Source organism: Achromobacter sp. Root83, from assembly GCF_001428845.1.
Classification (GTDB): Bacteria; Pseudomonadota; Gammaproteobacteria; order Burkholderiales; family Burkholderiaceae_B; genus Achromobacter.
The window spans coordinates 222,053-243,998 of the sequence record NZ_LMIU01000008.1; the positions used below are offsets into that span (position 1 = coordinate 222,053).

General features: G+C 65.6%; 22 protein-coding genes. 11 read left to right on the forward strand and 11 right to left on the reverse strand.

Features of this window, described 5'->3' with window-relative positions:
* Window positions 1–47: 47 nt before the first annotated feature.
* Both ASE30_RS10835 and ASE30_RS10840 read left to right on the forward strand, forming a co-directional pair.
* Window positions 48–1,652: an FAD-dependent monooxygenase gene (locus ASE30_RS10835; protein WP_057284298.1), complete on the forward strand. Its 1,605-nt coding sequence runs from the start codon at window positions 48–50 to the stop codon at window positions 1,650–1,652.
* Between the two features lie 73 nt (window positions 1,653–1,725).
* Entirely contained in the window at window positions 1,726–2,172 is a 447-nt protein-coding gene (locus ASE30_RS10840; RefSeq protein ID WP_057284299.1) for an SRPBCC family protein, read from the forward strand.
* 11 nt (window positions 2,173–2,183) lie between these two features.
* On the opposite strand, the gene ASE30_RS10845 is transcribed toward ASE30_RS10840, so the two are convergent.
* The 5 genes from ASE30_RS10845 to ASE30_RS10865 form a co-directional block, all read right to left on the reverse strand.
* Window positions 2,184–3,083, reverse strand: a complete 900-nt coding sequence (locus tag ASE30_RS10845) for an SMP-30/gluconolactonase/LRE family protein (RefSeq protein ID WP_082601549.1) — start codon at window positions 3,081–3,083, stop codon at window positions 2,184–2,186.
* Between the two features lie 44 nt (window positions 3,084–3,127).
* Window positions 3,128–4,126: a tripartite tricarboxylate transporter substrate binding protein gene (locus tag ASE30_RS10850; RefSeq protein ID WP_057284301.1), complete on the reverse strand. Its 999-nt coding sequence runs from the start codon at window positions 4,124–4,126 to the stop codon at window positions 3,128–3,130.
* A 34-nt stretch (window positions 4,127–4,160) separates the two neighbouring features.
* A complete protein-coding gene (locus tag ASE30_RS10855) occupies window positions 4,161–5,147 on the reverse strand; it encodes a tripartite tricarboxylate transporter substrate binding protein (protein WP_057284302.1) in 987 nt (328 codons plus the stop codon).
* A complete protein-coding gene (locus tag ASE30_RS10860; RefSeq protein ID WP_057284303.1) occupies window positions 5,144–6,349 on the reverse strand; it encodes a CaiB/BaiF CoA-transferase family protein in 1,206 nt (401 codons plus the stop codon). The genes ASE30_RS10855 and ASE30_RS10860 overlap by 4 nt, the downstream gene beginning before the upstream one ends.
* 113 nt (window positions 6,350–6,462) lie before the next feature.
* Complete coding sequence (locus tag ASE30_RS10865; RefSeq protein WP_057284304.1) at window positions 6,463–7,398, reverse strand: hydroxymethylglutaryl-CoA lyase; 936 nt, start codon at window positions 7,396–7,398, stop codon at window positions 6,463–6,465.
* Between the two features lie 206 nt (window positions 7,399–7,604).
* Here ASE30_RS10865 and ASE30_RS10870 point away from each other — a divergent pair, with 206 nt between their 5' ends.
* Window positions 7,605–8,333, forward strand: a complete 729-nt coding sequence (locus ASE30_RS10870; protein ID WP_057284305.1) for an IclR family transcriptional regulator — start codon at window positions 7,605–7,607, stop codon at window positions 8,331–8,333.
* Between the two features lie 135 nt (window positions 8,334–8,468).
* Window positions 8,469–9,254, forward strand: coding sequence for a hypothetical protein (locus ASE30_RS10875; RefSeq protein WP_057284339.1), 786 nt, complete (start codon window positions 8,469–8,471; stop codon window positions 9,252–9,254).
* Window positions 9,255–9,312: 58 nt separating this feature from the next.
* Here ASE30_RS10875 and ASE30_RS10880 read toward each other — a convergent pair whose 3' ends face one another.
* From ASE30_RS10880 to ASE30_RS10890, 3 genes are all read right to left on the reverse strand, one after another.
* A complete protein-coding gene (locus ASE30_RS10880) occupies window positions 9,313–11,637 on the reverse strand; it encodes a DUF4135 domain-containing protein (RefSeq protein ID WP_057284306.1) in 2,325 nt (774 codons plus the stop codon).
* 9 nt (window positions 11,638–11,646) lie between these two features.
* On the reverse strand, window positions 11,647–12,096 hold the full coding sequence (locus tag ASE30_RS10885) for a type III secretion system chaperone (protein WP_057284307.1): 450 nt from the start codon (window positions 12,094–12,096) through the stop codon (window positions 11,647–11,649).
* Window positions 12,097–12,231: 135 nt separating this feature from the next.
* Window positions 12,232–12,996: a class II aldolase/adducin family protein gene (locus ASE30_RS10890; protein ID WP_057284308.1), complete on the reverse strand. Its 765-nt coding sequence runs from the start codon at window positions 12,994–12,996 to the stop codon at window positions 12,232–12,234.
* 105 nt (window positions 12,997–13,101) lie between these two features.
* Between ASE30_RS10890 and ASE30_RS10895 the strand changes: the two genes are divergently transcribed.
* The 4 genes from ASE30_RS10895 to ASE30_RS10910 all read left to right on the forward strand — a co-directional run bounded on the left by ASE30_RS10895 (window position 13,102) and on the right by ASE30_RS10910 (window position 17,674).
* Entirely contained in the window at window positions 13,102–14,838 is a 1,737-nt protein-coding gene (locus tag ASE30_RS10895; RefSeq protein ID WP_057284309.1) for an alpha/beta-hydrolase family protein, read from the forward strand.
* Between the two features lie 28 nt (window positions 14,839–14,866).
* Complete coding sequence (locus ASE30_RS10900; protein WP_057284310.1) at window positions 14,867–15,598, forward strand: hypothetical protein; 732 nt, start codon at window positions 14,867–14,869, stop codon at window positions 15,596–15,598.
* A 148-nt stretch (window positions 15,599–15,746) separates the two neighbouring features.
* Window positions 15,747–16,754 carry a tripartite tricarboxylate transporter substrate binding protein gene (locus ASE30_RS10905; RefSeq protein WP_082601550.1) on the forward strand — a complete coding sequence of 336 codons (1,008 nt, stop codon included), beginning with the start codon at window positions 15,747–15,749 and terminating at the stop codon, window positions 16,752–16,754.
* Window positions 16,751–17,674, forward strand: a complete 924-nt coding sequence (locus ASE30_RS10910) for an NAD(P)-dependent oxidoreductase (RefSeq protein WP_057284311.1) — start codon at window positions 16,751–16,753, stop codon at window positions 17,672–17,674. Before ASE30_RS10905 ends, ASE30_RS10910 begins: the two co-directional genes overlap by 4 nt.
* On the opposite strand, the gene ASE30_RS10915 is transcribed toward ASE30_RS10910, so the two are convergent.
* Entirely contained in the window at window positions 17,671–18,570 is a 900-nt protein-coding gene (locus tag ASE30_RS10915; RefSeq protein WP_057284312.1) for a LysR family transcriptional regulator, read from the reverse strand. The two genes, ASE30_RS10910 and ASE30_RS10915, sit on opposite strands and share 4 nt — an antisense overlap.
* Window positions 18,571–18,677: 107 nt before the next feature.
* Between ASE30_RS10915 and ASE30_RS10920 the strand changes: the two genes are divergently transcribed.
* Together ASE30_RS10920 and ASE30_RS10925 are read left to right on the forward strand one after the other, a co-directional pair.
* Window positions 18,678–19,358 (forward strand): RraA family protein, encoded by a 681-nt coding sequence (locus ASE30_RS10920; protein ID WP_057284313.1) that lies wholly within the window; start codon window positions 18,678–18,680, stop codon window positions 19,356–19,358.
* Entirely contained in the window at window positions 19,304–20,539 is a 1,236-nt protein-coding gene (locus ASE30_RS10925; protein ID WP_057284341.1) for an alpha-hydroxy acid oxidase, read from the forward strand. The genes ASE30_RS10920 and ASE30_RS10925 overlap by 55 nt, the downstream gene beginning before the upstream one ends.
* Before the next feature lie 46 nt (window positions 20,540–20,585).
* On the opposite strand, the gene ASE30_RS28955 is transcribed toward ASE30_RS10925, so the two are convergent.
* Window positions 20,586–20,741: a hypothetical protein gene (locus ASE30_RS28955; protein ID WP_156407610.1), complete on the reverse strand. Its 156-nt coding sequence runs from the start codon at window positions 20,739–20,741 to the stop codon at window positions 20,586–20,588.
* A complete protein-coding gene (locus ASE30_RS10930) occupies window positions 20,738–21,331 on the reverse strand; it encodes a hypothetical protein (protein WP_057284314.1) in 594 nt (197 codons plus the stop codon). Before ASE30_RS10930 ends, ASE30_RS28955 begins: the two co-directional genes overlap by 4 nt.
* Window positions 21,332–21,633: 302 nt before the next feature.
* Here ASE30_RS10930 and ASE30_RS10935 point away from each other — a divergent pair.
* Window positions 21,634–21,946 (forward strand): contractile injection system protein, VgrG/Pvc8 family (locus tag ASE30_RS10935; RefSeq protein ID WP_255366952.1); only part of this gene is annotated, 313 nt, incomplete at its 3' end.

Sequence of the window (21,946 nt, forward strand, 5' to 3'; positions counted from 1 at the left end):
TCCCCCATGCGGCGGGACACGATGGCCACGTTTGCTGAGGGCAAGAAATGGTGACCCCTATAACCGTCCTGGTGGTGGGGGCCGGCCCCGCCGGCCTGCTGACCGCCGCTGAACTCCAGCGCCGCGGCGTGGAATGCCTGCTCATCGACGCGCACGAGCGTCCGCTGGATTGGGACCGTGCCACCGTCGTGCATCCGCGCTCACTCGAAATCCTGGATTCGCTGGGCATTCTCGAGCCCTTGCTGGCCGCGGGCGTCAAGCAGCGCGGGGCCCGCATCCACGCTGGCGGCGGCGTCCTTGGCGTCATCGACCTGGCGCTGAGCGGCAGCCGCTACCCGTACAACATCGGGATATCGGAAGAGGTCACCGAAACCGTGCTGGCCGAGCACCTGGAACGGCTGGGCGGCACGGTCACCCGCGCCACCAAGCTTGTCGGCCTGCGGGAACAGGACGACGGCGTGCTCGCCACCCTGGAACACGATGGCGTCCAGTCCCACGTCCTGGCCCAGTGGGTGATCGGGTGCGACGGCCACCACAGCACCGTCCGGATGCTCACGGGCATCGAGCAGGACGGCCACGACATCAACCAGCCCTGGGCGGTGTTCGACGCCGGCATCACGGACTGGCCGCATTCGTTCGAAGCCAATTACGCCTACCTGGACCAGATACCCGTCATCCTGACGGCGCTGCCCGGCGAGCGCTGGCGCGTCTATCTGCGGCCCAGTTCGGCGGAGTCCGACCTGGTCGTGGACGCCTTGTCCACGCTGCAACGCTATCTGCCCGACGCCGGCTTTGAAGACGTCTCGCATCCCGCCCGGTTCGATTGCCACACGAAGATCGCCCAACGATTCCGTTCCGGCCGCGTGCTGCTGGCTGGCGACGCCGCGCATACGTGCAGCCCGGCGCAGGGCCACGGAATGAACACCGGGCTTCAGGACGCCTTCAACCTGGGCTGGAAGCTCGCCCTGGTATGCCATGGACATTGCTCGGCCTCCCTGCTCGACAGCTACCACGCCGAGCGCCGGCCCGTGGCGGACATGGTGATGGCCTCGGGCGACGCCGCCGAGAGCGCCCAGATGGTGAAGGGGCCGATGGAACGGCGCGAACGCGACCTGGCGATCCGCGCCGCCTTCGGCAATGCCGAATCCCGGCACCGCGAGGCCGTCTCGGAAGCCGAACTCGATATCGACTATGCCGGCTCGCCCATCGTCATGGGCGACCCGCATGACGCCCTCTGGCCGGGGCAACGGCTGCCGGACCATATCGATATCCAGTTCGCGGCGGGCGGCGCGGGCAAGCTGCACGACTACGCCAAGCGGCCAGGCCATACGGCGCTGCTGATCGGCGGCCCGGCCACGCCGCCGCAGGCGCTGGCGGAGCTACGGCGCGACATGGAGTCGCTGTCCGATGGCGCCATCATCGAAGCCGTCGTCGCCATCACGGCGAATGCCGGGGTGTCGGACGTGGACGCCTACCTGGAACCCGCCATGGCCGACCGGCTCGGCATCGGCGATGCCGTGCTGCTGGTGATCCGCGCCGACGGCCATGTCGGCCTGCGGGCCGGGCAGCGCCATGCCGAGACCCTGTCGGCCTATATCGACCTGTTGCGCTCGAATCAGGCCGGAACCGCATCCAGCAAGGGTAATCCCTAGGAAAATCCTGTCGATTCCGGTGCGCTCGATTCGTCGTAGTCATACACCCACCCTCAACAAAGGCGGACACACCATGACCACCGGAACCGTTCAACACCTACGCGTCCTGCGCACGACTCCCGAGCGCGTCTATCGCGCCTTCCTGGAAGCCGACGCGATCGCCAAGTGGCTCCCCCCCTATGGATACACCTGCCAGGTCCACCTCCTGGACGCCAAGGTCGGCGGCAGCCACAAGATGTCTTTTCGCAACTTCGCCACGGGCCACGAGGAGCCGTTTGGCGGGGAGTACCTGGAGCTCGTCCCGTTCGAGAAGATCCGGTACACCGATCAATTCAACGACCCCAATCTGCCGGGCCAGATGACGACCACCATTTCCCTGCGCGAGGTCTCCTGCGGTACCGAGCTGGTAATCGTGCAGGAGGGCATTCCAGAGGTCATTCCCACCGAGATGTGCTACCTGGGCTGGCAGGAATCGCTGCTGCAGCTGGCAAGGCTGGTCGAGACCGACACGCCCGAATGACGCGCGCGGCGTCAGTGCGGAAGCACGGCCTCCAGGATTGCGCCCGTCGCGGCTTCCGTCATCACGACGGTAGCGCCGTCCGGGCGCACCGCGACATTGGTTACGGTGCTGCCTTCAATGGGACTGGCAATGAAGTGCGTGACTTCGCCACGCGTGTTCAGCACGAACACCCCCCCTAGGCTGGCATGCGCCACCAGCAACCGGCCGCCGGGCGCCGCCGCCAAGCCATCCGGTCCGCTCGTTCCAAAGAATGTCCGGAACGCCCCCATCTTGCTGATCGATCCATCGTCCATCAACGGCGACCGCCAGACCTGGTTTCCCCGCGTAACCGCGACAAACAGCACTTTTCCCTCGGCGTCGAGCGCGATGCCATTGGGACTGGGCGCATTCGACAGCAACAGGTCAAGCCGCCCGCCATCCCGGTCATACCGGTAGACACGCCCCTGCGGATCATGCAGGCCTGTTTGCCCCTGATCGGTAAAGTAGAGCCGCCCGGCGCCGTCGAAGACCAGATCGTTCACGCCCTTGAACGACTCGCTGTTGCGATGGCCCAGCATGGTGTCCACCCGGCCGCTGCCGGCGTCGCACCGCAGAATTCCGTGCCGGTAGTCGGCCACCCACAGGCTGCCGTCGGGGTGCAGGGCCAGCCCGTTGGGCCAGCCGCCGGTCTGCGCCACCACATGCCAGTCGTGGGCGCCGTCGACCCGCAAGATGCGCCCATGCGGGATGTCCGTCACGTAAAGCGCGCCGGACGCGTCGAAGACCGGGCCTTCAAGAAAGCAGTCGACGATAGTGCCCGCCTTGTTTGCGTCGCCCCATGCACTGCGCTCGCGCCGGCGCAGGCGGTCCGGCATGGTTGCAATGACGCGTGCCTCGATGACGATCGGCGGCGTGAAGCTCATGTTCCACATAGACGTTACCCTCTTTGTTGTCGCTGCCGTGGCGTCGCGCCCGATTACTCTGGCTTGATCCCGACGCGCTTGCCCACGTCCGCCCACAGGCTTTCCTGCTGCCGGACGTAATCGCCAAACTGCGCCACCGACATCGGCCGGTATTGCGCACCCTGCCGGGCCATCGTCTCCCGCATGCCTGGCTCTTGCATGACCTGCGCCACCAGGCGATTCATCCGATCGACGATGGGCGCCGGCGTTCCCTTCGGCGCCGCCAGGCCAAACCAGTTCACCACCTGGTAGGACGCAAGCCCTGCCTGCGCAAAAGTGGGTACGTCGGGGAGTGTCTGCAGCCGTACGTCGCCGGTCACGGCCAACGCCCGGACGCGCGCGCCCTGCACAGGAGGAATCGCGGTTGGCGCCGCCGTGATCAGCATGTCGATCTGGCCCGCCATCACGTCCGCCAGCGCCGCGCCGGCGCCCCGGTACGGAATGTGGGTCAGCGTGACGCCGGCGTCGCTCTTGAACATTTCGGCAGCCAGGTGAGTCGAGCTGGCCTGGCCGCCAGAACCGAAATTGAGCTTGCCCGGATTGGCGCGCGCGTGCGCGATAAGGTCGCCCATGGTCTTGAACGGCGACTTCTCCGGCACCAGCAGCACCAGCGGCGTCTCGATGATCTCGCTCACATGGACGAGGTCGTTCCGATAATCCCACGGGAGCTTCGAGAACAGCAGCGGAAGCATCGCATAGGTGGTGTCGGTCACCAGAAAGGTGCTGCCGTCCGGCGCCGAGCGCACGACTTCCTGCGTGGCAATCGTGCCGGAAGCGCCGGTCTTGTTATCAACGATGAATGTCTTGCCTGTCGTCTCGGACAGCTTTTGGGCAACTTGACGCGCGGCATAGTCGGTTGTCCCGCCAGGCGAATACGGCACGACAAGGCGCACCGGCTTATCGGGCCAGGCGGCAGCCGCGTCGGCGGCGCGGGACGGGGCGTAACTGGCGCCGATCAGGGTGGCGAACAGGATGCGGCACAGGGCAGCGCCGCGGAAAAAAGGCGGTCTCATGATGTTGTCTCCGTGGTTATTCGTATTCGCCGCTTCAGTTGGCGGTCTTGATGTTGGCTTCGCGGATCAGGCGGGCCCACTTCTGTTGTTCTTGCTGGATGTACCGCTGCGCGGCCGCCGGCGAGCCGCCCATCGGCGTGCTGCCTTCGGCCTTGAACATGGCCACGGTGGCCGGATCGGCCAGCACCTTTTCCACCACGCCGTTAATGGCGTTCACGACCTCGGATGGCGTGCCCGCCGGGGCGACCAGCGCCTTCCAATCGACCGCCTCGAAGCCCTCGAAGCCGGATTCGGCGACGGTCGGCACATCGGGCAGGATGGACAGCCGCGTCCGCGAGGTCACGGCCAAGGGGCGCAGCACTTTGCCTTTCAGCATTTCCTGGGCCGCCTGCGGCGTCGCGAACATGTAGTCCGTGCTCTCGCCCAGCAGATCATTGAGCGCGGGGGCTGCGCCGCGGTACGGCACATTCAACACCTCGAAGCGGGCCTGGTACGCAAGCAGCTCTCCGGCCAGATGCCCCACGGTGCCGGAACCCGCCAGCGCCTGCTTGATGGCCCCGGGTTCGGCGCGCGCGTCCTTGACCAGGTCGCCCAAGGTCTTCCATCGCGCGCTGGCCTTGACGACCAGCACCACGGGCAGGGAGGCAATCAGGGCGACCGCCTCGAAATCCTTCTCGGGGTCGAAGGGCATCTTCGCCATCAGGGCGGGATTGATGGCCAGATTGGCGGTCTGCCCCAAGCCCAGCATGAAACCGTCCGGCTTGGCCTTTGCAACGAAGTCCATGCCGATGTTTCCCCCCGCGCCGGGGCGGTTCTCCACGACCACGGACCAGCCGGTGTCCCCCGTGATCTTGGCCGCGATCGCGCGCGCCACCGAATCCGTTCCGCCGCCCGGCGTGTAGGGAACGATAAGCCGCACCGGCCGCCCGTTGGGATAGCTGGAGGCGGACTGAGCCCGCAGCGGCATGGCTGCCGCGCAGAGCGCGGCGCCCAGGAAAGCGCGTCGATTCAGGACGATCATGATGTTTTGTCTCCTTGGGTGATGAGTCTTGTTTTCAGCGCCGCGATTTCTTCGTCGCGGTAGCCGACCGCACGCAACAGCTCGTCGGTGTGCTCGCCCACGGCCGGCGGCTGCAGACGGATGGGGGGTTGGATTCCGTCCAGCGTGAACGGCGCCAGCGGCACGTACGATGTGCGGCCGTCGGCCAGCGTGACGGGCGAGAGCCCGCCCGTGGCCTTCAGATGGGGGTCGTCGAAGAGCTGTTCGGGACGGGTGATCGGCGCGAACGGCAAGCCCTCGCGCTCGAACACCGCGGCCAGTTCCGCCGCCGGGAAGCTGGCCAGATGCGAGCGCAGCTGGGGCATGAGCCATTCGCGCGCCCGCACGCGGTCGTTGTTGGTCTTCAACCTGGGGTCGGCCAGCCATTCCGCCACGCCGAACGCGCGGCAGAAAATGTCCCATTGCTTGTCGCTCACGACAGCAAGGAAAATCTGTTCGCCGTTCTTCACGGTGAACACGTCGTAGACGGCCCATGCCGAAATCCGGCTGGGCATCGGAGCGGGAGGCTGCCCCGTCACGGCGTGCTGCATCATGTGCTGGCCGACCAGGAAAACATTGTTCTCGAACAGCGAGGCCTGCACTTCCATGCCCACACCGGTTTTCTCGCGCTGCGCCAGCGCCGCCATGGCGCCGATCGCACCAAACATGCCGCCCATGATGTCATTGACGCTGGCGCCGGCGCGCAGCGGGTCGCCAGGGCGACCCGTCATGTAGGCCAGACCACCCATCATCTGGACCACCTCGTCCAGGGCAGTACGGTGTTCATACGGCCCCGGCAAAAAGCCCTTGTGGCTGACGTAGATCAGGCGGGGATTGCGCGCCTTGAGCGTGGCGTAATCCAAGCCCAGTTTCTCCATGACACCGGCCTTGAAGTTCTCGCTCACGATGTCGGCCGAGTCGAGCAGCCGCAAGGCGGCTTCGACTCCCTCGGGCTGCTTGAGGTCCAGCGCGATGCTCTTCTTGTTGCGGTTGAACATGGGAAAGAAGCCGGCGCCGGAACCCAATAGACGGCGGGTGCTATCGCCGCCCACGGGTTCAACCTTGATCACCTCGGCCCCCAGGTCCGCCAGCAACATGCCGCAGGTGGGTCCCATCACCATGTGAGTGAACTCGACGACGCGAATGCCTTCGTAAGGAAGGCCGGATGGAATGCTGCTTGGCATGAGAGGTACCTGTATTGAAGATCGGAAGGCCCCCCCCGCGGGATTCATGCGTGGCGCCGCCCCGACGGCAGACGCCACGCCGTGTCAGCGCGGTGATCGGCGAGGTTGCTTGCTTAGCGTTGCGTGTAGCCCTTGGGCAGCCCTGCATCGGGCGTCATGCCATACAGGGGCTCGCCCGGCAGGCCGGCGGACAGCGGCACGCGCGCCGCCATGATTTTTTCCAGGTCGATGCCGGTGCGCACGCCCATCGCCTCGAACATGAAGACCAGGTCTTCAGTTACGACATTGCCCGAGGCCCCGGGTGCATAAGGACATCCGCCCAGCCCGCCCAGCGAACTGTCGAACGTGCGCACGCCCTCTTCCCAGGCCGCTAGGCAATTGGCCAGCCCCAGCCCCCGGGTGTTGTGCATATGCGCGGCGCCCGCATGCTGTCCCACCTCGGCGCGAAGCCGCCGGAACAAGCGGCGCACCTGTGCCGGATTTGCATATCCCACCGTATCCGACAAGCCCGATTCGTCGGCGCCCGCGGCCACGCACATCGCAGCCAGCCGGATGACGTCGTCTTCCGGGACCACGCCCTGAAGCGTGCAGCCAAACGCCGTCGAAATTCCCGCCTCGAGCCTGACGCCAGGCGCCAGCTCGTCGCGCAGCTTCGCGATTGCGCGCACTTCTTCAACCATGTCCTCCGATGTTTTGCGCACATTGGCCAGCGAATGCTCGCGGCTGGCGGAAACCGGCAGGGTCAGCTTTTGGGCGCCAGCGCGCAGCGCGGCCTCGGCGCCTCGCAAATTCGGCACAAGCGCCATCACGGTGACGCCGGGGTGGCGGATCGCATACCGCACCACCTCCGCCGCGTCGGCCATTTGGGGCAGCAGCCGGGCCGGCACAAACGAAGCCACTTCGATCTCGCGCACGCCTGCGGCGACCAGGGCATCGATCCATCGGAACTTGTCCGGCGTCGGCATGATGGCCTTGACCGATTGCAGACCGTCGCGCGGCCCGACTTCGCTGATCAGGATGTCCGCATGGGTTGAGGTGTCAGCCGCCAAGATTCCGTCTCCTAAGGTTCTATCTTATAGAACGTCGTTCTTTATAATAGAATTTAATTTATAGGCGTTTTCGCTGTCAAGCGCGTTTTGCGTGGGCGGCGAGGCTAAGAAATGGGGCCGTGTTGGCGATATGCCTACAATGGCCTCGAATCGTTCTAAAGGATGGAACATGCCCCTAGTTGTTGAACGCGGCGGCAAGGCTGGATATGCCGCGTAAGGCCATCACGCAGTCCGTCGCGGATGCCGATGCGGCCGAGGGTGGCGTCGCGGCCGTTGACCGCGCCATGAGCCTCATGTCGGTATTCACGCAGGACGACACGGCCCTCACCCTGGGAGAGTTGGCCGAGCGCACCCGCCTGTACAAAAGCACGGTCTTGCGCCTGCTGGCATCGCTCGAGCATGCACAATGGATTCAACGCCTGGATGACGGGCGTTATGCGCTGGGATCCGAGGTCGCGCGTCTGCACAGCATTTACGCGTCCTCGTTTTCGCTGGAACGCGTGGTCATGCCCGTGCTGCGCGATCTGGTGGTGGCGACAGGCGAGAGCGCGGCCTACCACGTGCGGCAGGGTGACGCCCGGCTATGCCTGTATCGCGTGGACTCGCCGCACCCGGTGCGCGACCACATCCGCGCGGGCGACCTGCTGCCGCTCGAACGCGGCAGCGGCGGCCGCATTCTGATGGCGTACGACGACGTTCTGGGCAGGGCGGGAGGCCCCGATCAATCGCTGTACTCCCGGATTCGGGCCGACGGCTACTTTGCCGCCGTGGGAGACCGGCTCAATGAAGTGGCCGGGATCTCCGCGCCGGTTTTTCTGCTTTCCGGAGGCATCGCGGCCGCAGTGACCTTGACCGCCCCGATACACCGGTACAACCCCGGCCACCTGGCGTCTGTCCTGGATGCCGCCAGGAAACTCACGGGTAGAGTCGGCTAAACCGACACGTTTCTTCATATCTTGACACCATGTATCTTGCCGCAGCGCGTCAGCAGCCTTCAAAATGCGGTCCGGCACCATAAACGCCTGAACTACCCATTACTCGCCGGCTGCTCGCCAAACAAAGGAATGACCGTGGCAAAAGTGCTTGCTCTGCTGATCTCTGCTGTCTTGCCCGTCGCGGCGCTTGCGCAACCCGCCGTCGAGCCGCTGGCGCTCAACGCGAACAACCAGCTTTTCTGCAACAAGCAGACCGACTGGTGCGTCGGCATCAAGACGGACGGCACTTTGGAGACCAACGGCCCCTTCGCCACCAGCCGCACGCTGCGCGCCGACAGAAGGCTCTGGGACTCGCCGGAAATCCCCGATTTCAAACAGTTTTCGGTATGGCCGGAACTGATCCGCCTGAGCGAGGAACGCGCGCTGGTGGGCGTGATCGGCCCCGAGCAGCCCGACTTCAAGGCCGAAACCCCCTTTTCCGGCGGCGGCTTCACCCGCAGGGACCTGTATCTGTTCGACGTGAACCTGGGCGACCAGAGCAGCGGCAATCTCGTGTTCATCATGCCGTACACGGCCGACACCTCGATACGGGCTTGCTTCAATGACGCCGACGAGAAAAAACGCGCCGGCCATTGCAGCGACGTCTACAGTTTCAAGGCGGCGCTGAAGCCCTTGCCGGGCAAGGACGACTATCCGGCCCTGCAGGTCACCACGCACGCTACGCGGTTCCCCGCCGGCGTCAGCCGCAACGCCGACTCGAGCATCATGCCCGCCTTGACCAAGGAGCAGCTCGCGCCCCAGGCCGACAAGCAGTGCAGCTACACGGTGACCTACCAATGGCAGGCCGCGGGCGGGGTTTACGAACCCGCTTCGACGCTGCCGGACTGCGCCGAATTCCTGGAGGCATCCCCGCGCGGGTAGCGGCGAATCCCGCGCGGGAACCACAGGCTGGCGGCATCCGGTGATGCCGCCCGCGGCTTCAGTAGGGTTCGTCCATCTGGACAAAGTCGGACGGCTTCGCGCCCAGCGTTTCAAGCATCCGCACGGTCTTGGGTTCGGCCACCACCCGGCCCAGGCTACCGCCATCGATGGGCGTTTCGGCTTCAAGCCATGTCTTTGCCGCGCCGCCCAGGCGCGCGCCCAGCAGCTCGATGCCGTCGGCGCCCAATGCCTCCAGCTTGTCCAGCACCGCCACGCGCTCCGCATCGGACAACCCGAAAAACGCGGTTTGCGGTGCGCCGTCGCCCCAGCTTACCGGGCTGTCCCCGTTGAAGAACAGGCGGGTGTCGTCCATGCGCCGGCTGAAATACGGCACATCGTGATCGCGGTAGGCCGCCAGCATCGTGTCCATCATGGCGTCCGCGCGCTGCGTCCTTTCCCTTTCATCGAGCGGGGCCATATGTGCCGTGCTGGCCAACCCCAGTTGTTGCTTGATGCCCTGGCGCAGAGCCACGCCTTGCGCGGCGGTCCTAGCCGCGTCTTCCGACGCTGCCGTGTAGGCATCTTCGAAAAAGTTGGAAAGAAACGAGCGTTGAAGGGTCGTGTTGATCGGGTGTATGCGCACGTGCAGGTGGGAAGCATCGGCAAGAAACGTGCGGTAGTCGGCCAGGCGGCCACCGGCCGCGATCAGCCCTTGTTCCAGCCCCTGCGCGAACTGAGCGGAATAGCGCATGTTGAGCGTCTGCCGGTACTTCACGACGCTGCCGTCGCTGTCCGTGCGCGTCAGTTCGGGGCCCTTCAACGCGCCATGCGTATCCAGCAGCCGGCCATTGTCCTTCACCACCAGCAGGCTCTCGGTCACGTCGTCCAGCCGGCGTGTCCGCTGAAAAGCCCCGGCCGCGTCGATGGAGTATTCCGGCTTCAGACCATTTGAATCGGTGGCCTTCGTCATGCCCTCGTGCAGGGCCATGTTGCCCATCAGCAAAGCGAACTGGTCCTTGATGGCGGCGGTGTCGGTCTCTTCCATCAAGCCAGCCAGCTTGGTATGTACCGACGGCGTCAGCGCGAATTCCAGATCGCTGAAGTACGGCTTCTGTCCGCTCACCATGATGTTCTCGTGGTGCAGGTCCGCCGCGCCCGCCAGCATCATTGCGGCCACGCCGCGCCCCAGCAGGCCGTAGTATTCCTTGGCCTGCGCATCGGTGGCCACGCACTGCCCGGGCTCGCCATTGGGCAGGAATTCCACATAGCCATAATGGCCGCTCTCGGTCGCGTCGGCCGGCCACGCATCGTGACCGGGCAGCGGCGCATGCCCGGCATCCTGGAGGGGCAGGAACCTGTAGGTCAGCGCGTCGGCCCCGGCGATCTCCATCATGCTGGGGTGGCCACTGGACAAGGCGGCGCCGGACAGGGCCTCGTCGATCCTGACGTCGCGAGGCTTGTAGACGGCCTTCCGGTCGTCGCCAAAATCCAGGATGACGACACGGTTGCCGCCCTTGTGGGGATCGCTGCTGGTGATGGTCATGCCCTGCAGCCCCGCACGGACGTCCGCGCCGCCGAAAAACCGGCCCGCAACCGCGTTCACGTCCCGGTCCAGCCGGCCCAGCAGCGTCGTCACATTGCGGTTGAAGGCGGTCTTCTCGGCGTCAAGCTGCGCGCGCAGGCCCGGCACCGCAGCGCAAAGGTCTTCCAGGCCATTGGGGTAACCATTCAGAACCGGGTTTACCGATACGCCGATCAAAGGATCGTCGCGGCCCTGCACCACGCCGCGCAACATAAGGCCGGTCAGCGCGCGGGTCACGCACTCTTCCAGCCGCTCGCCAAGCTGGCCTCCCAGGGCGGGCAGCAGGCTGGCGTCCGGCGTTGCGTCAAATCTTGCCAAGGGATTGTGCAGTTGTTGCAGCGACTGTCTCAGTTCCAGCGCCACCAGCCTGGCATGCGGCCCCGGCGGCAGCTTCACGGCGTCCATCACGGCGTTGAGGGCCTTGTCGGATACCGGAATGTCAGGAGCCAGCTTGGCCGCATCGCGGGCCGCCGCCCGGGTGTCGGCGCCCGCGTCGTTGACGATCCGCGTGATCCGGCTCGCGCTCAGCGCTTCCGTTTGATCCAGGCCGGCGCCCGCGTCCCGGCCGGTATTTCCGTACCTTGAAGCCAGGGCGTCTTGAAAGGCCTGGACGGCATCGCGATTGTCGTCTTCAACCTGTTTTGCCGCGGATTGCGCGATGCTTCCGCTGAAGAACCAGGTAAGCGCGCCCTTGACGGTGTTTTGGCTGTCGTTTTTCAGCGTATTGCCGTCGATCACGACGCGGTCCGCGTCAGGGTTGGCGCGGGCAAAACTGGCGAAGGAGCCGAGGCCGATAGTCATGGGGGCCTCCTAGACTTGCAGCCATGCGTCGGCGGCCGGGGCGGCCGGCGCGTCGGGCTCCGCCCCCTGGGCAAAGGCGTCGCGCCAATGCCTGGCCACGTCGACGAATTCGCCCACCCAGCTAGCCAGCAGGGCGCCGCTAAGGGACGCAAGCGGCCTGTGCGACGACAGGATCGCCGTATCCGAAGCCGGCGCCATGCCGAAGACATAGGCGCCGCCTCCGGCGCCGTTCGCGCGCAGCATGCGGACTTGCCAGCTTGCAAGGTGTGCGGCGGGCGGTGCGCCCAGCGGCGAGAAAATCACCATGCCGTCCAGGCCTGCGTCCAGGGCCAGGTTCACGGCGACCGAGCCATCGACCATGAAACTGCAGATTCCGCGTTCGTCGACCGGAATTTCCGTCTGCCCGATCACCGTGGCGAACGCATTGAGCAACTCGGTAAACGTTTCGGATATGGGCATGCGCGGCTCCTTCGGGGCGGAATAAGGGGGTGTCCGCCCTGTAGGTAACCGGAGAGGCCGCCGAGGTTCCACGCAAAGCGTGGCCGGCGCGCATTTTTTCGCGTGGACCACGCCCGGCGCGGCCGGGCGGCCTGCCTAGTCCGCGTATCCCGGATTGCGGCGGTCCAGCCGGCGCAGCAAGCCCGGCCAGGCCAGCGAGGCCTTGTGCGCCCGGTCGGCGGGCGACTCCACCGCCGCGCGCGCCAGGATATCGGGCGGTATGTAGGTGAGCTCGCCGCCCGCCTGCGCCCGCACCTGCACCATGCAGGCAGCCTCCAGCCGGTGCATGGCCTGGAAGGCCTCGGCCATGGTCTGGCCCACGGTCAGCAGGCCGTGGTTGCGCAGGATCAGGTAGTTGTTGCTGCCCAGGTCGCGCACCAGCCGCGGCTGTTCTTCGGGGTTGAGCGCCAGGCCTTCGTAATCGTGATAGCTGAGCGAACGCAGTGCAATGAATGCAAACTGCGACAGCGGCAACAGGCCCGCCTTCTGCGCCGAAACCGCCACCCCATTGATGGAGTGCGTGTGCAGCACGCACATCGCGTCCTTGCGGGCCGCATGGATACAGCTATGGATGGTGAAGCCCGCGGGATTGATGTCGTATTCGGACTCCATGACCTTGTTCCCGTCCAGATCGATCTTGACCAGGCTGGAGGCAGTGATTTCGTCGAACATCATGCCGTAGGGATTGATCAGGAAATGCTCGGTGCCCGGCACCTTGGCCGTGATATGCGTGAAGATCAGGTCATCCCAGCCAAACAGCGCCACCAGCCGGTATAGCGCGGCCAGATCCGTACGGACCTGCCATTCCATTGTGCCGACCCGGTCGCGCACGCTGGTGGCTTCCTTGCTTACCGTATCCATCTCGTCTCCATTGTGTTTGCGTGCCCCGCGGCCAAGCGCCACGGGGCAGCCCTGCACTTTATTCCTTTCACATGCGAGAATCCACATCACCCCCTTCGGATCAGGATGCTCCCAGTGCCGCAAACCCTGCATCGACACCTGCCCTCCTTCTTCCGGTCGCACCTGGATTCCCTCTCTGGTGTCGGCCTCATGCTCGGCACGCTGTTCTTCGCCGCGGCACTGACTCCCACCCTCATTCCCCGCACCCACATCACCCAGGGCGTGCTCGCCGGAACCTGCTTTGCGGCGGGCTATGGATTGGGCGTGCTGTGGCACTGGCTGTGGGCCTATATGGAACTGCCGGAGCCCAGGGCGCGCGCGGGGCGGATCGTCAAGGGCGTCATCGGCGTGCTGTGCCTGTCGGTGGCCATCCTGTTCCTGTGGCGCACGGCGGAATGGCAGAACACCATCCGGGCCTTGATGGAAATGCCGCCCGTGACCAGCGCGCACCCCTTCAAGGTCAGCGCGATCGCCCTGCTGACCTTCATCGCGCTGCTTGCGCTGGCCCGGCTGTTCAAGCTGGTTGCGCGGTTTCTTGCCGCGCAGGTGCGCCGCGTCGTGCCCAGGCGCGTGGCCAACGTGACCGGCGCGGCGATCGCGATCCTGATCTTCTGGCTGCTGGCCACCGACGTGTTCTTCCGCGGAGCGCTGCATGTGCTGGACGCCTCGTTCCGCGAATTCGACGCGCTGCTCGAACCCGAACGCCCGCAGCCCACCGCCGCGCTGAAGACCGGCGGCCCGCAATCCCTGATCCACTGGAACGAACTTGGCCGGGCCGGCCGGGAGTTCATTGCATCGGGTCCAAATGCCAGCGAGATCCAGGCCCAGTCGGGGCGCGACGCGATGGAACCCATCCGGGTGTACGTCGGACTGCGCGGAGCCGCCACGCCGCAAGCCCGGGCCCGGCTGGCCCTGGAAGAGATGAAGCGCGTGGGCGCCTTCGAGCGCTCCGTCCTCGTGGTGGTCACCCCCACGGGCACGGGCTGGATAGACCCCGCCGCCATGGATTCGCTGGAATACCTGCAGCATGGCGATGTCGCCAGCGTCGCGATGCAGTATTCCTACCTGTCCAGTCCGCTGTCGCTCCTGGCCCAGCCGGAATATGGCGCCGAAGCGGCGCGCGCCCTCTTCCTGGCGGTCTACGAATACTGGACGGCCCTGCCCAAGGACCGGCGGCCGAAGCTGTACCTGCACGGCCTGAGCCTGGGTGCGATGAACTCCGCCGGATCGGCCGAACTCTTCGAAATGATCGGCGACCCCATCCAGGGCGCGCTCTGGAGCGGCCCGCCCTTCGAAAGCCGCGTCTGGCGCACGATCACCGACGCCCGCAACCCGGGCTCGCCCGCCTGGCTGCCGGAGCTGCGCGATGGCGCCTTCGTGCGCTTCATGAACCAGCACGGGTCGCCGGTGCCGGCGGACGCGCCGTGGGGGCCGATGCGCGTCATCTACCTGCAGTATGCGAGCGACCCCGTCACCTTCTTCGATTACCGCGACCTGTACCGCCGCCCGGCCTGGATGAACGCGCCCATGGGACCGGACGTGTCGCCCGAGTTGCGCTGGTACCCCGTGGTCACCATGTTGCAGCTTGCGCTGGACATGGCCGTGGGCACCAACACCCCCTTGGGCTATGGCCACGTGTATGCGCCTCAACACTATGTGGACGCCTGGATTGCCGTGACCGACGTGCGCGACTGGTCCCCCGACGCGCTTGCCGGCCTGAAAACGTATCTGCTGGAACGGGCCCGCGCCGCGATGGAAGACGAGGAAGGCAGCGAAGGGGCCTACGAGGGGCGCGGGGGCTAACATTACCGGGCTACGACCACCACTCGACATGAACCGCGCTTTCCACGACCGCCTGACGTCCTACTTCTGGAGCGGCGACGCCATCCGCAGCCGCAGCGTGAGCGGCATCGTGCTGACAAGCCACATCGACGTGCCGGCGCCGCCCGCCCGCCTGCTTGGCGACTGGGACCGGGAAATCAGGACGCGCCTGCTGCTGGAACCCGGCGACGTAGAGCAGATGCCCCTGGCGCGGACGCGCATGCGCTGGCCGGACTTTGACCTGTGCCTGCGGGCCATGCACGGCTGGACACGCTCGCTCGGCATGCAAGAGGTGCTTGCCACGAGCGATATCGCGTTGATGGCCTGCCGCGGCGCAAGGTATCACCACGACGGCGGCCAGTATGGCGGCGCCGCCTTCTGCAACCTTTTCCTGAGCGAGGACAAGGGACTGGACGTGCATTTCCCGGGCACGGGCCATCGGATCCCGCTAACCCGTGGCACCGCCATGGTCTTCGATACCTGCCAGCCTCATGCCGTCATTCGACGCGACGGCAGCGGCTTTCAGGAAGCCGACTTCGCGGCCGGGCAGGATCTCACGCAGCTATTCCTGACCTGGGAGCTTCCCATCGAAGAGGCCTGCGTCGCGCAGGCGCTCGGGATCGCTTTCGACGTCGACCGCGCCACCGCGCGGGGGCTGGATGAAGAGCAGGTCTGGGTGAACGGCTCACGCGCCGCACCGCGCCCGGATTGCGGGCGATGGGAGCCCGCCGTCTCCATCTAAAAAAGCGATACACACGACCCACTTTTTATCGCTTTGAATTGACCGCGCGCCCGCGTACATTCGCCCCACATCGCCGCAATATCCCTAGGCGCCTGCATCCTGGCCAGCGCCACCAAAGCGAACAGACGGCACCAAGGAGACAAGAAAAATGGGCGGAATCGAATCACCGCAGGATGATCGTATTGCCGGCAGGCGGCGCGCCCTGCAAGGACTGGGCGCATTGGTGGGCCTGGCCATTTCTCCCGCCGCCGTCCGAGCGGCGGCCGCGGCGCAAGCCGTCTGGGTCCCGGACAAGCCGATCACGATCCTGGTCGGTTTTGCCGCGGGCGGCTCCGCCGACCAGATTGCCCGCAATCTGGCGTCGGCGGCCAGGCACAAATCGCCCGTGCCCGTGGTGGTGATGAACAAGCCCGGCGCCGCCGGCGCGGTGGCCGCCCAGATCGTCGCGCAGACCGCGCCTGACGGCTATACGCTGTTCGTGGGCGGCGGCAGCGAGACCACGTCGCTCGGCAATCACCAGCCGCTGAGCTACGACCCGCGCAGTTCCTTTCGGGCCATCATCAAGGTCGCCCGCCTGCCCAGCGTCCTGGTCGTGCGCGCGGACTCCCCCTACCGCGACATGCGCGCCTTGCTCGCCGCGGCCAAGGCCGCGCCCGAGACGCTTTCCTATGGCTCGACGGGCCATGGCGGCATCTTCCATTCCACCGCCCTGATACTGGAGAAGATCAGCGGCATCAAACTCCTGCACGTGCCGTACAAAGGCGCGGCGGAATCGATGGCGGCGCTGGCGGGCGGCCAGATCGACATGGCCTTCGGCGCGCCGGAAGAGGTGCAGGGGCTCGTGGCCGGCGGACGATTGCGCCCAATCGCGATTTTCTCGAACTCGCGGGTCGATGCCTATCCGGACGTCCCCACGATGACGGAACTGGGCTATCCGGTCGCGGTGGACAACATGAAGGGATTGCTGGCGCCGAAGGGACTGCCCGACAACGCCTACCAATGGCTGTTCCAGACCTTCCACGAGGCGATGCAATCGCCTGAGTTCCTGCAGTACGCGAAGTCTTCCGGCCTGAACATCTCGTATGCGGACGGGCCGGCATTCCAACGCGAGATCAACGACAGCTTCGAAGCGATCAAGAAGGCGATTCAACCATGAACCAGCAAGCAATCGCGACGGCGGATGCGCGCACGCCGGTGGGCTTTGTCGGATTGGGCGTGATGGGGCTGGGCATGGCCGGCTGCCTGCTGCGCAAAGGGTTTCCGCTAAGCGTGCACAACCTGCATCCTGAACGGACCACGGCGCTGTGCCAGGCGGGGGCATACGCCGGCACGCTGGCCCAGGTGGGCGAACGCAGCCGCGTCGTGGTGCTGAGCCTGCCCGATACCGCCGCGGTCGACGACGTGCTCTTTGGCGCCGCGGGACTGGCTTCGACCCTGCCGGCAGGCGCCTGCGTGATCGACACCAGCACCATCTCCGCCGACGCCACGCGGCGCATCGCCAAGCGCCTTGGCGAACAGGGCATCGCCTTTCTCGACGCCCCCGTCAGCGGCGGGCAGCAAGGCGCCGCCGACGGCGCGCTCAGCTGCATGGTCGGTGGCGACTTCCAGGCCTTCCAGGCCTGCGCCAGCGTCTTTGCGGCATTCACGTCGCGCGCCATACACATGGGCGCCTCGGGCACGGGCCAGGTCACCAAGTCCTGCAATCAGATCGCCGTCTCGGCCGCGTTGCTGGGCGTTGCCGAAGCCCTGGCATTGGCGGTACGCCAAGGTGTCGATCCGGCCCAGGTCCGAGAGGCGCTCCTGGGCGGCGCGGCGCGCAGCTTCTCCCTGGAAAAGCATGGCCCGAGAATCATCGAAGGCGACTTTCAGCCCGGCTTTCGCGCCACGCTGATGCGCAAGGACCTGAGACTGGCGCTCGATAGCGGACGCGAAGGCGGCGTCTTCATGCCGGTGGCGGCCACGGCCGCCCAGCTGCTGGACATTCTGTGCAATCGCGAAGACGGCGACCTGGACTGGTGCGCGCTTGGCGGACTGGTGGCCGAACTGTCCGGCGCGGCGGACCGGCCAGCGTCCTAGAGCATCCGGTTGGGCAGGCCGAAGTCGGCAACCTCGCTGACCAGCTGCCGCATCTGGCGCACCAGCGGCCGGATATCATCGCGCCTTGCCTGGAACGAATACGACAAGGGCGGCAAGGGCGGCCGGCACTCCATGACGACAACGTCGCCACGCGCGGCCAACTGCCTGACCCACGCTTCCGGCAGGAAGCTGATCCCGACGCCGGCGACCACCATGCCGGCGATCGCCGCCAGGTTATTGCATTCCAGCCGACGGTCCACCACGCGTTCGGTCTTGACCAGCCAGTCGTCGAATTCGCGCGCGGAACCCGCATCGCTGGGCATGGTGATCACCGCCACCTGAACCAGCAGTTCGGAAGTGATCTCGCGGCGGGAACCCACCAGCACGGGCGCCGCGCCCCACAGAAAATTCACGTCCCGGATCGCATGGCTGGTGATGGCGCCGCGCCGGGACGTGCCCGCTACCACGGCGAAATCCAGTTCGCCGCTTTCCACCTTTTCTTCCAGCACTCGCCCCATATCGATACGCGGCTCCAGCACCAGCTCCGGATACAGCTGGCGCGCGCGGGCGACGAATTGCGGCAGCCAGCTAAGCGCCGCCAACTCCCCCATTCCAAAGCGGCACACCCCTTTGACGACGGGGGTATCGGCCATCGACTCCCTGACCTCGTCCACGGTGCACAACAGCTTGCGGGCCAACGGCAGAAAGGTCTGGCCAGCGGTGGTCAGGCTGGCGCGATGGCCGGAACGGTCGAACAAGGGTTTGCCAAGCTGCGCTTCAAGCTCGGCCAGGCGTTTCGATAGGGACGACTGCGACAAATGAAGCCGCTCGGCCGCCAACGAAAAACTGGCCAGCGTCGCGGCCCAGTAAAACGCTTCGATCTGTTTGAAGGTCATTTCATCGCTTTTAGCGATCAATAATCAGCGCAATATATCACTTTCGCGATGCCCGGCCAGCCCCTAAAGTGAGGCCCTCGATATGCCTCGCCGCCAGGAGATTCACCATGCAGCCCGGGTTCCGCATTCTTCCGCACGTCAGCACCGATCCGGCGCTGATCGCCCTGTTCAAGGACATCCCCGCGTCCATCGTCAGCGACAACATGAACCGGGTCACCGGCACCTGGGGACTGCACCCGTACCATCGCCCGAACGTATCCTTGCTTGGCCCGGCGCTGACCGTAAGGGTGCGCAGCGGCGACAACCTGATGATCCATAAAGCCCTGCAGATCGGCAGGCCCGGCGACGTGCTGGTCATCGATGGCGACGGCTGCCTCGACCGCGGACTGGTCGGCGAAATCATGAAGCGCGTGGCGCAGAAGCGCCAGTTCGCCGGGCTGGTCATCGACGGCGCCGTTCGCGACATCGCCGCCTACCGCAACGACGACTTCCCCTGCTATGCACGCGGCGTATGCCATCGCGGGCCGTTCAAGGAAGGGCCGGGCGAAATCAACGTTCCCGTGTCGATCAGCGGCGTCGTCGTGCATCCGGGCGACATCGTCATCGGCGACGACGACGGCGTGGTATTCGTCAGGCCGGAAGACGCGTCCGCGCTGGCCGACGCGTCGCGCAAGAAAATGGCCGCCGAGGCGGCTACGTTCGCGGCCATCGCGAACGGCACGTACGACGAAACCTGGATCGACGCCTCGCTGCGCGCCCGCAACGTCCTGCCCGCCCAAGCATCGTGAGCCGCAAGCTGCGCCATGTCCTGTCGCTGGACGACTTCGAGCATGCCGCGCGGCGGCATCTGCCGAAGCCGATATTCGGCTATATCGCCGGTGCGGTCGAAAACGGCGCGACCCTGCGGGAAAACCGCGGCGTCTTCGACGAAATCGGCTTCATCCCCCGCAACGTCACGGACGTATCGCAACGCAGCACCGCATTGAGCCTGTTTGGACACGAGTACGCCGCGCCGTTCGGCATTGCGCCGATGGGGATCAGCGCGCTGTCGGCTTACCGGGGGGACCTGGTGCAGGCCAGCGCGGCCAGCGCGGCGAACGTCCCGATGATCATGAGCGGATCGTCGCTGATCCGGATGGAAGAGGTTGCCGCGCGATGCCCGGACACCTGGTTTCAAGCCTACCTGCCCGGCGAGCCCGCGCGCATGGCGGCGTTGATATCCCGCGTCGCCGCGTCCGGCTTCAAGACGCTGGTCGTCACCGTGGATTCGCAAATCCTCGCCAACCGCGAGCACAACATCCGCGCGGGATTTTCAACGCCGCTGCGCCCGTCCCTGAGACTGTGCTGGGAGGGCGTCTCGCATCCCCGGTGGTTGGTCGGCACGGCCTTGCGCACGCTGTTGCGCCATGGCATGCCCCATTTTGAAAACAACTACGCGCAGCGCGGCGCCCCGATCCTGGCGCGCAACGTGGCCCGCGATTTCGGCGGCCGCGACCATCTGACCTGGGCGCACGTGCGCCAGGTGCGCCAGCAATGGCCAGGCCGGCTGATCGTAAAGGGCGTGATGTGCGCACAGGACGCGCTGCTGGCCCGCGACGCCGGCGCGGATGGCATCGTGGTCTCCAACCATGGGGGCCGGCAGCTCGACACCACGGTGTCGCCTTTGCGCGTGCTGCCAGGCATCGTCGCCGCGGTCGGCGCCATGCCCGTGATGATAGACAGCGGCTTCAGGCGCGGCACGGATGTCCTCAAGGCCCTGGCCCTGGGCGCCGCGTTCGTGTTCATCGGCCGCCCGTTCAACTATGCGGCGGCGATTGCCGGAGAGCCCGGCGTGCGGCACGCCATCGACCTGCTGGCCAGTGAAGTCCACCGCAACATGGGCATGCTGGGACTGAACCGGCTGTCCGACATCAGCCCCGAAAAACTGATGCGCATGGCGGGCGCCAAGCCGCCGGACATGCCGGTCTGACGCGCCGGCGCCGGCCGCCTAGGCTACGCCATGGGCGGGTAATGGGTCACGCAAACGGATAGACGGCGAAAAATACCATCGCCGAAAACAGCAGCACGCCCGTCATGGCATCGAGCGTGCCGCGCGCCAGATCCCGCAAGGGAGGCCGGCGCCGCGCGTCTTCATTCCGGGATGCGGCAACGTGCCGCGCGCCGCCGTTCATTGCGCCGCCCTCGCGGTCAGCCCGTAACGCTGGCGATACTGCGCATCGTAGCGTTCCCGGATGAGGGTCATCCGTTCAAAGCCGCCGTCGCCGCCCGCGGCGCGCGCCATTTTCTCTACCCAGGGGCGGGCCTCCTGGGAAAACTCGTAGACGCTCAGGCCATGTTCTTTCAGGACGTCCACGGCGTCCAGGCCGGCTTCGGCCGCGACCTCAAGGTGCGCCTGCAGACTGGCGTAGTCCTCGAAGGTTGCCAGCTTGCCCAGCACGCGGGGCTGGTCTGCCGTGGCCGCGTAGCGACCGGCCGCGGGATTGGCAAATACCTTGCCATATCGCTGGAAGAGGTGGGAGCCGGGATCGCCTTCCCCGAGCACCTTGGTGAAAGCCTCGTTTGCTTGGTTCCATTTCACTTCGCTTACCTCCAGCGTACCGAGCACACTGGCCAGCGATTGATTGTCGGCCAAGCGGGCATTTCCGGCCGCCCATTCATCGAAGGTGATGCCGTTGACGGGCGGGGGCAGAAGGTCCGCCGCCCATGCCGGCAGCGCCAGCAACGACAGCGTGATTGCCGCGTAACGGATGAGTTGAATCATGGGTATTCAAAGAGAGTGGCAGTGTTTTTGAATACTAATTCAACGTTTGGCAATCCATTCATTCAAAGTATGAATGTCGGAATTCTGGTTTTTTATGGCTGCAGCGTGATAATAATTTCTCATCCGTAGAAAGGACCAGCCAAGCATTGGCCCTTAAATCGAATTTTCGAATAAATCTTAAATCGCAAATATGGCCATTGGCAGATACTTGCCGCCGATGAACATCATTAGTCATGGCCGTCGATTATTCATATTCTGCGGCAAGACATTTTTCAGGTGTTCCGATTATTCAGGACTTCGGTATGCCTCGATTACCCGATGTGCGGTTTACCTTTTCCCCGTCCGCCGCGGGCGTGGACTTCGAGGTGCTTGAATTCACGCTAGATGAAGCCTTGTCCGAGACCTTCGTGCTGCGCGTGGAGTTATCGAGTTTCGATCCGGCGGTGGACTTTGGCGCGATGCTGGATCAACCGGCGCTGTTCACGATCTGGCGCGGCGAAGCACCGGTGCGACACATCCATGGCGTGGTTTCCAGCTTCGAGCAGGGCGACACCGGCTTCAGAAGAACGCGCTACCAGGCCGTGGTGGAACCCGCGTTGGCGCGCGCTGAGTTGT

What these genes read in the sequence shown, in the direction of transcription:
- ASE30_RS10845 (WP_082601549.1), bottom strand. Translation starts at nt 3,083, where the DNA reads ATGTGGAACATGAGCTTCACGCCGCCGATCGTCATCGAGGCACGCGTC.
- ASE30_RS10920 (WP_057284313.1), top strand. Translation starts at nt 18,678, where the DNA reads ATGCAGCCCGGGTTCCGCATTCTTCCGCACGTCAGCACCGATCCGGCG.
- ASE30_RS10850 (WP_057284301.1), bottom strand. Translation starts at nt 4,126, where the DNA reads ATGAGACCGCCTTTTTTCCGCGGCGCTGCCCTGTGCCGCATCCTGTTC.
- ASE30_RS10870 (WP_057284305.1), top strand. Translation starts at nt 7,605, where the DNA reads ATGCCGCGTAAGGCCATCACGCAGTCCGTCGCGGATGCCGATGCGGCC.
- ASE30_RS10835 (WP_057284298.1), top strand. Translation starts at nt 48, where the DNA reads ATGGTGACCCCTATAACCGTCCTGGTGGTGGGGGCCGGCCCCGCCGGC.
- ASE30_RS10860 (WP_057284303.1), bottom strand. Translation starts at nt 6,349, where the DNA reads ATGCCAAGCAGCATTCCATCCGGCCTTCCTTACGAAGGCATTCGCGTC.
- ASE30_RS10900 (WP_057284310.1), top strand. Translation starts at nt 14,867, where the DNA reads ATGAACCGCGCTTTCCACGACCGCCTGACGTCCTACTTCTGGAGCGGC.
- ASE30_RS10880 (WP_057284306.1), bottom strand. Translation starts at nt 11,637, where the DNA reads ATGACTATCGGCCTCGGCTCCTTCGCCAGTTTTGCCCGCGCCAACCCT.
- ASE30_RS10930 (WP_057284314.1), bottom strand. Translation starts at nt 21,331, where the DNA reads ATGATTCAACTCATCCGTTACGCGGCAATCACGCTGTCGTTGCTGGCG.
- ASE30_RS10840 (WP_057284299.1), top strand. Translation starts at nt 1,726, where the DNA reads ATGACCACCGGAACCGTTCAACACCTACGCGTCCTGCGCACGACTCCC.
- ASE30_RS10905 (WP_082601550.1), top strand. Translation starts at nt 15,747, where the DNA reads ATGGGCGGAATCGAATCACCGCAGGATGATCGTATTGCCGGCAGGCGG.
- ASE30_RS10915 (WP_057284312.1), bottom strand. Translation starts at nt 18,570, where the DNA reads ATGACCTTCAAACAGATCGAAGCGTTTTACTGGGCCGCGACGCTGGCC.
- ASE30_RS10855 (WP_057284302.1), bottom strand. Translation starts at nt 5,147, where the DNA reads ATGATCGTCCTGAATCGACGCGCTTTCCTGGGCGCCGCGCTCTGCGCG.
- ASE30_RS28955 (WP_156407610.1), bottom strand. Translation starts at nt 20,741, where the DNA reads ATGAACGGCGGCGCGCGGCACGTTGCCGCATCCCGGAATGAAGACGCG.
- ASE30_RS10910 (WP_057284311.1), top strand. Translation starts at nt 16,751, where the DNA reads ATGAACCAGCAAGCAATCGCGACGGCGGATGCGCGCACGCCGGTGGGC.
- ASE30_RS10885 (WP_057284307.1), bottom strand. Translation starts at nt 12,096, where the DNA reads ATGCCCATATCCGAAACGTTTACCGAGTTGCTCAATGCGTTCGCCACG.
- ASE30_RS10895 (WP_057284309.1), top strand. Translation starts at nt 13,102, where the DNA reads ATGCTCCCAGTGCCGCAAACCCTGCATCGACACCTGCCCTCCTTCTTC.
- ASE30_RS10890 (WP_057284308.1), bottom strand. Translation starts at nt 12,996, where the DNA reads ATGGATACGGTAAGCAAGGAAGCCACCAGCGTGCGCGACCGGGTCGGC.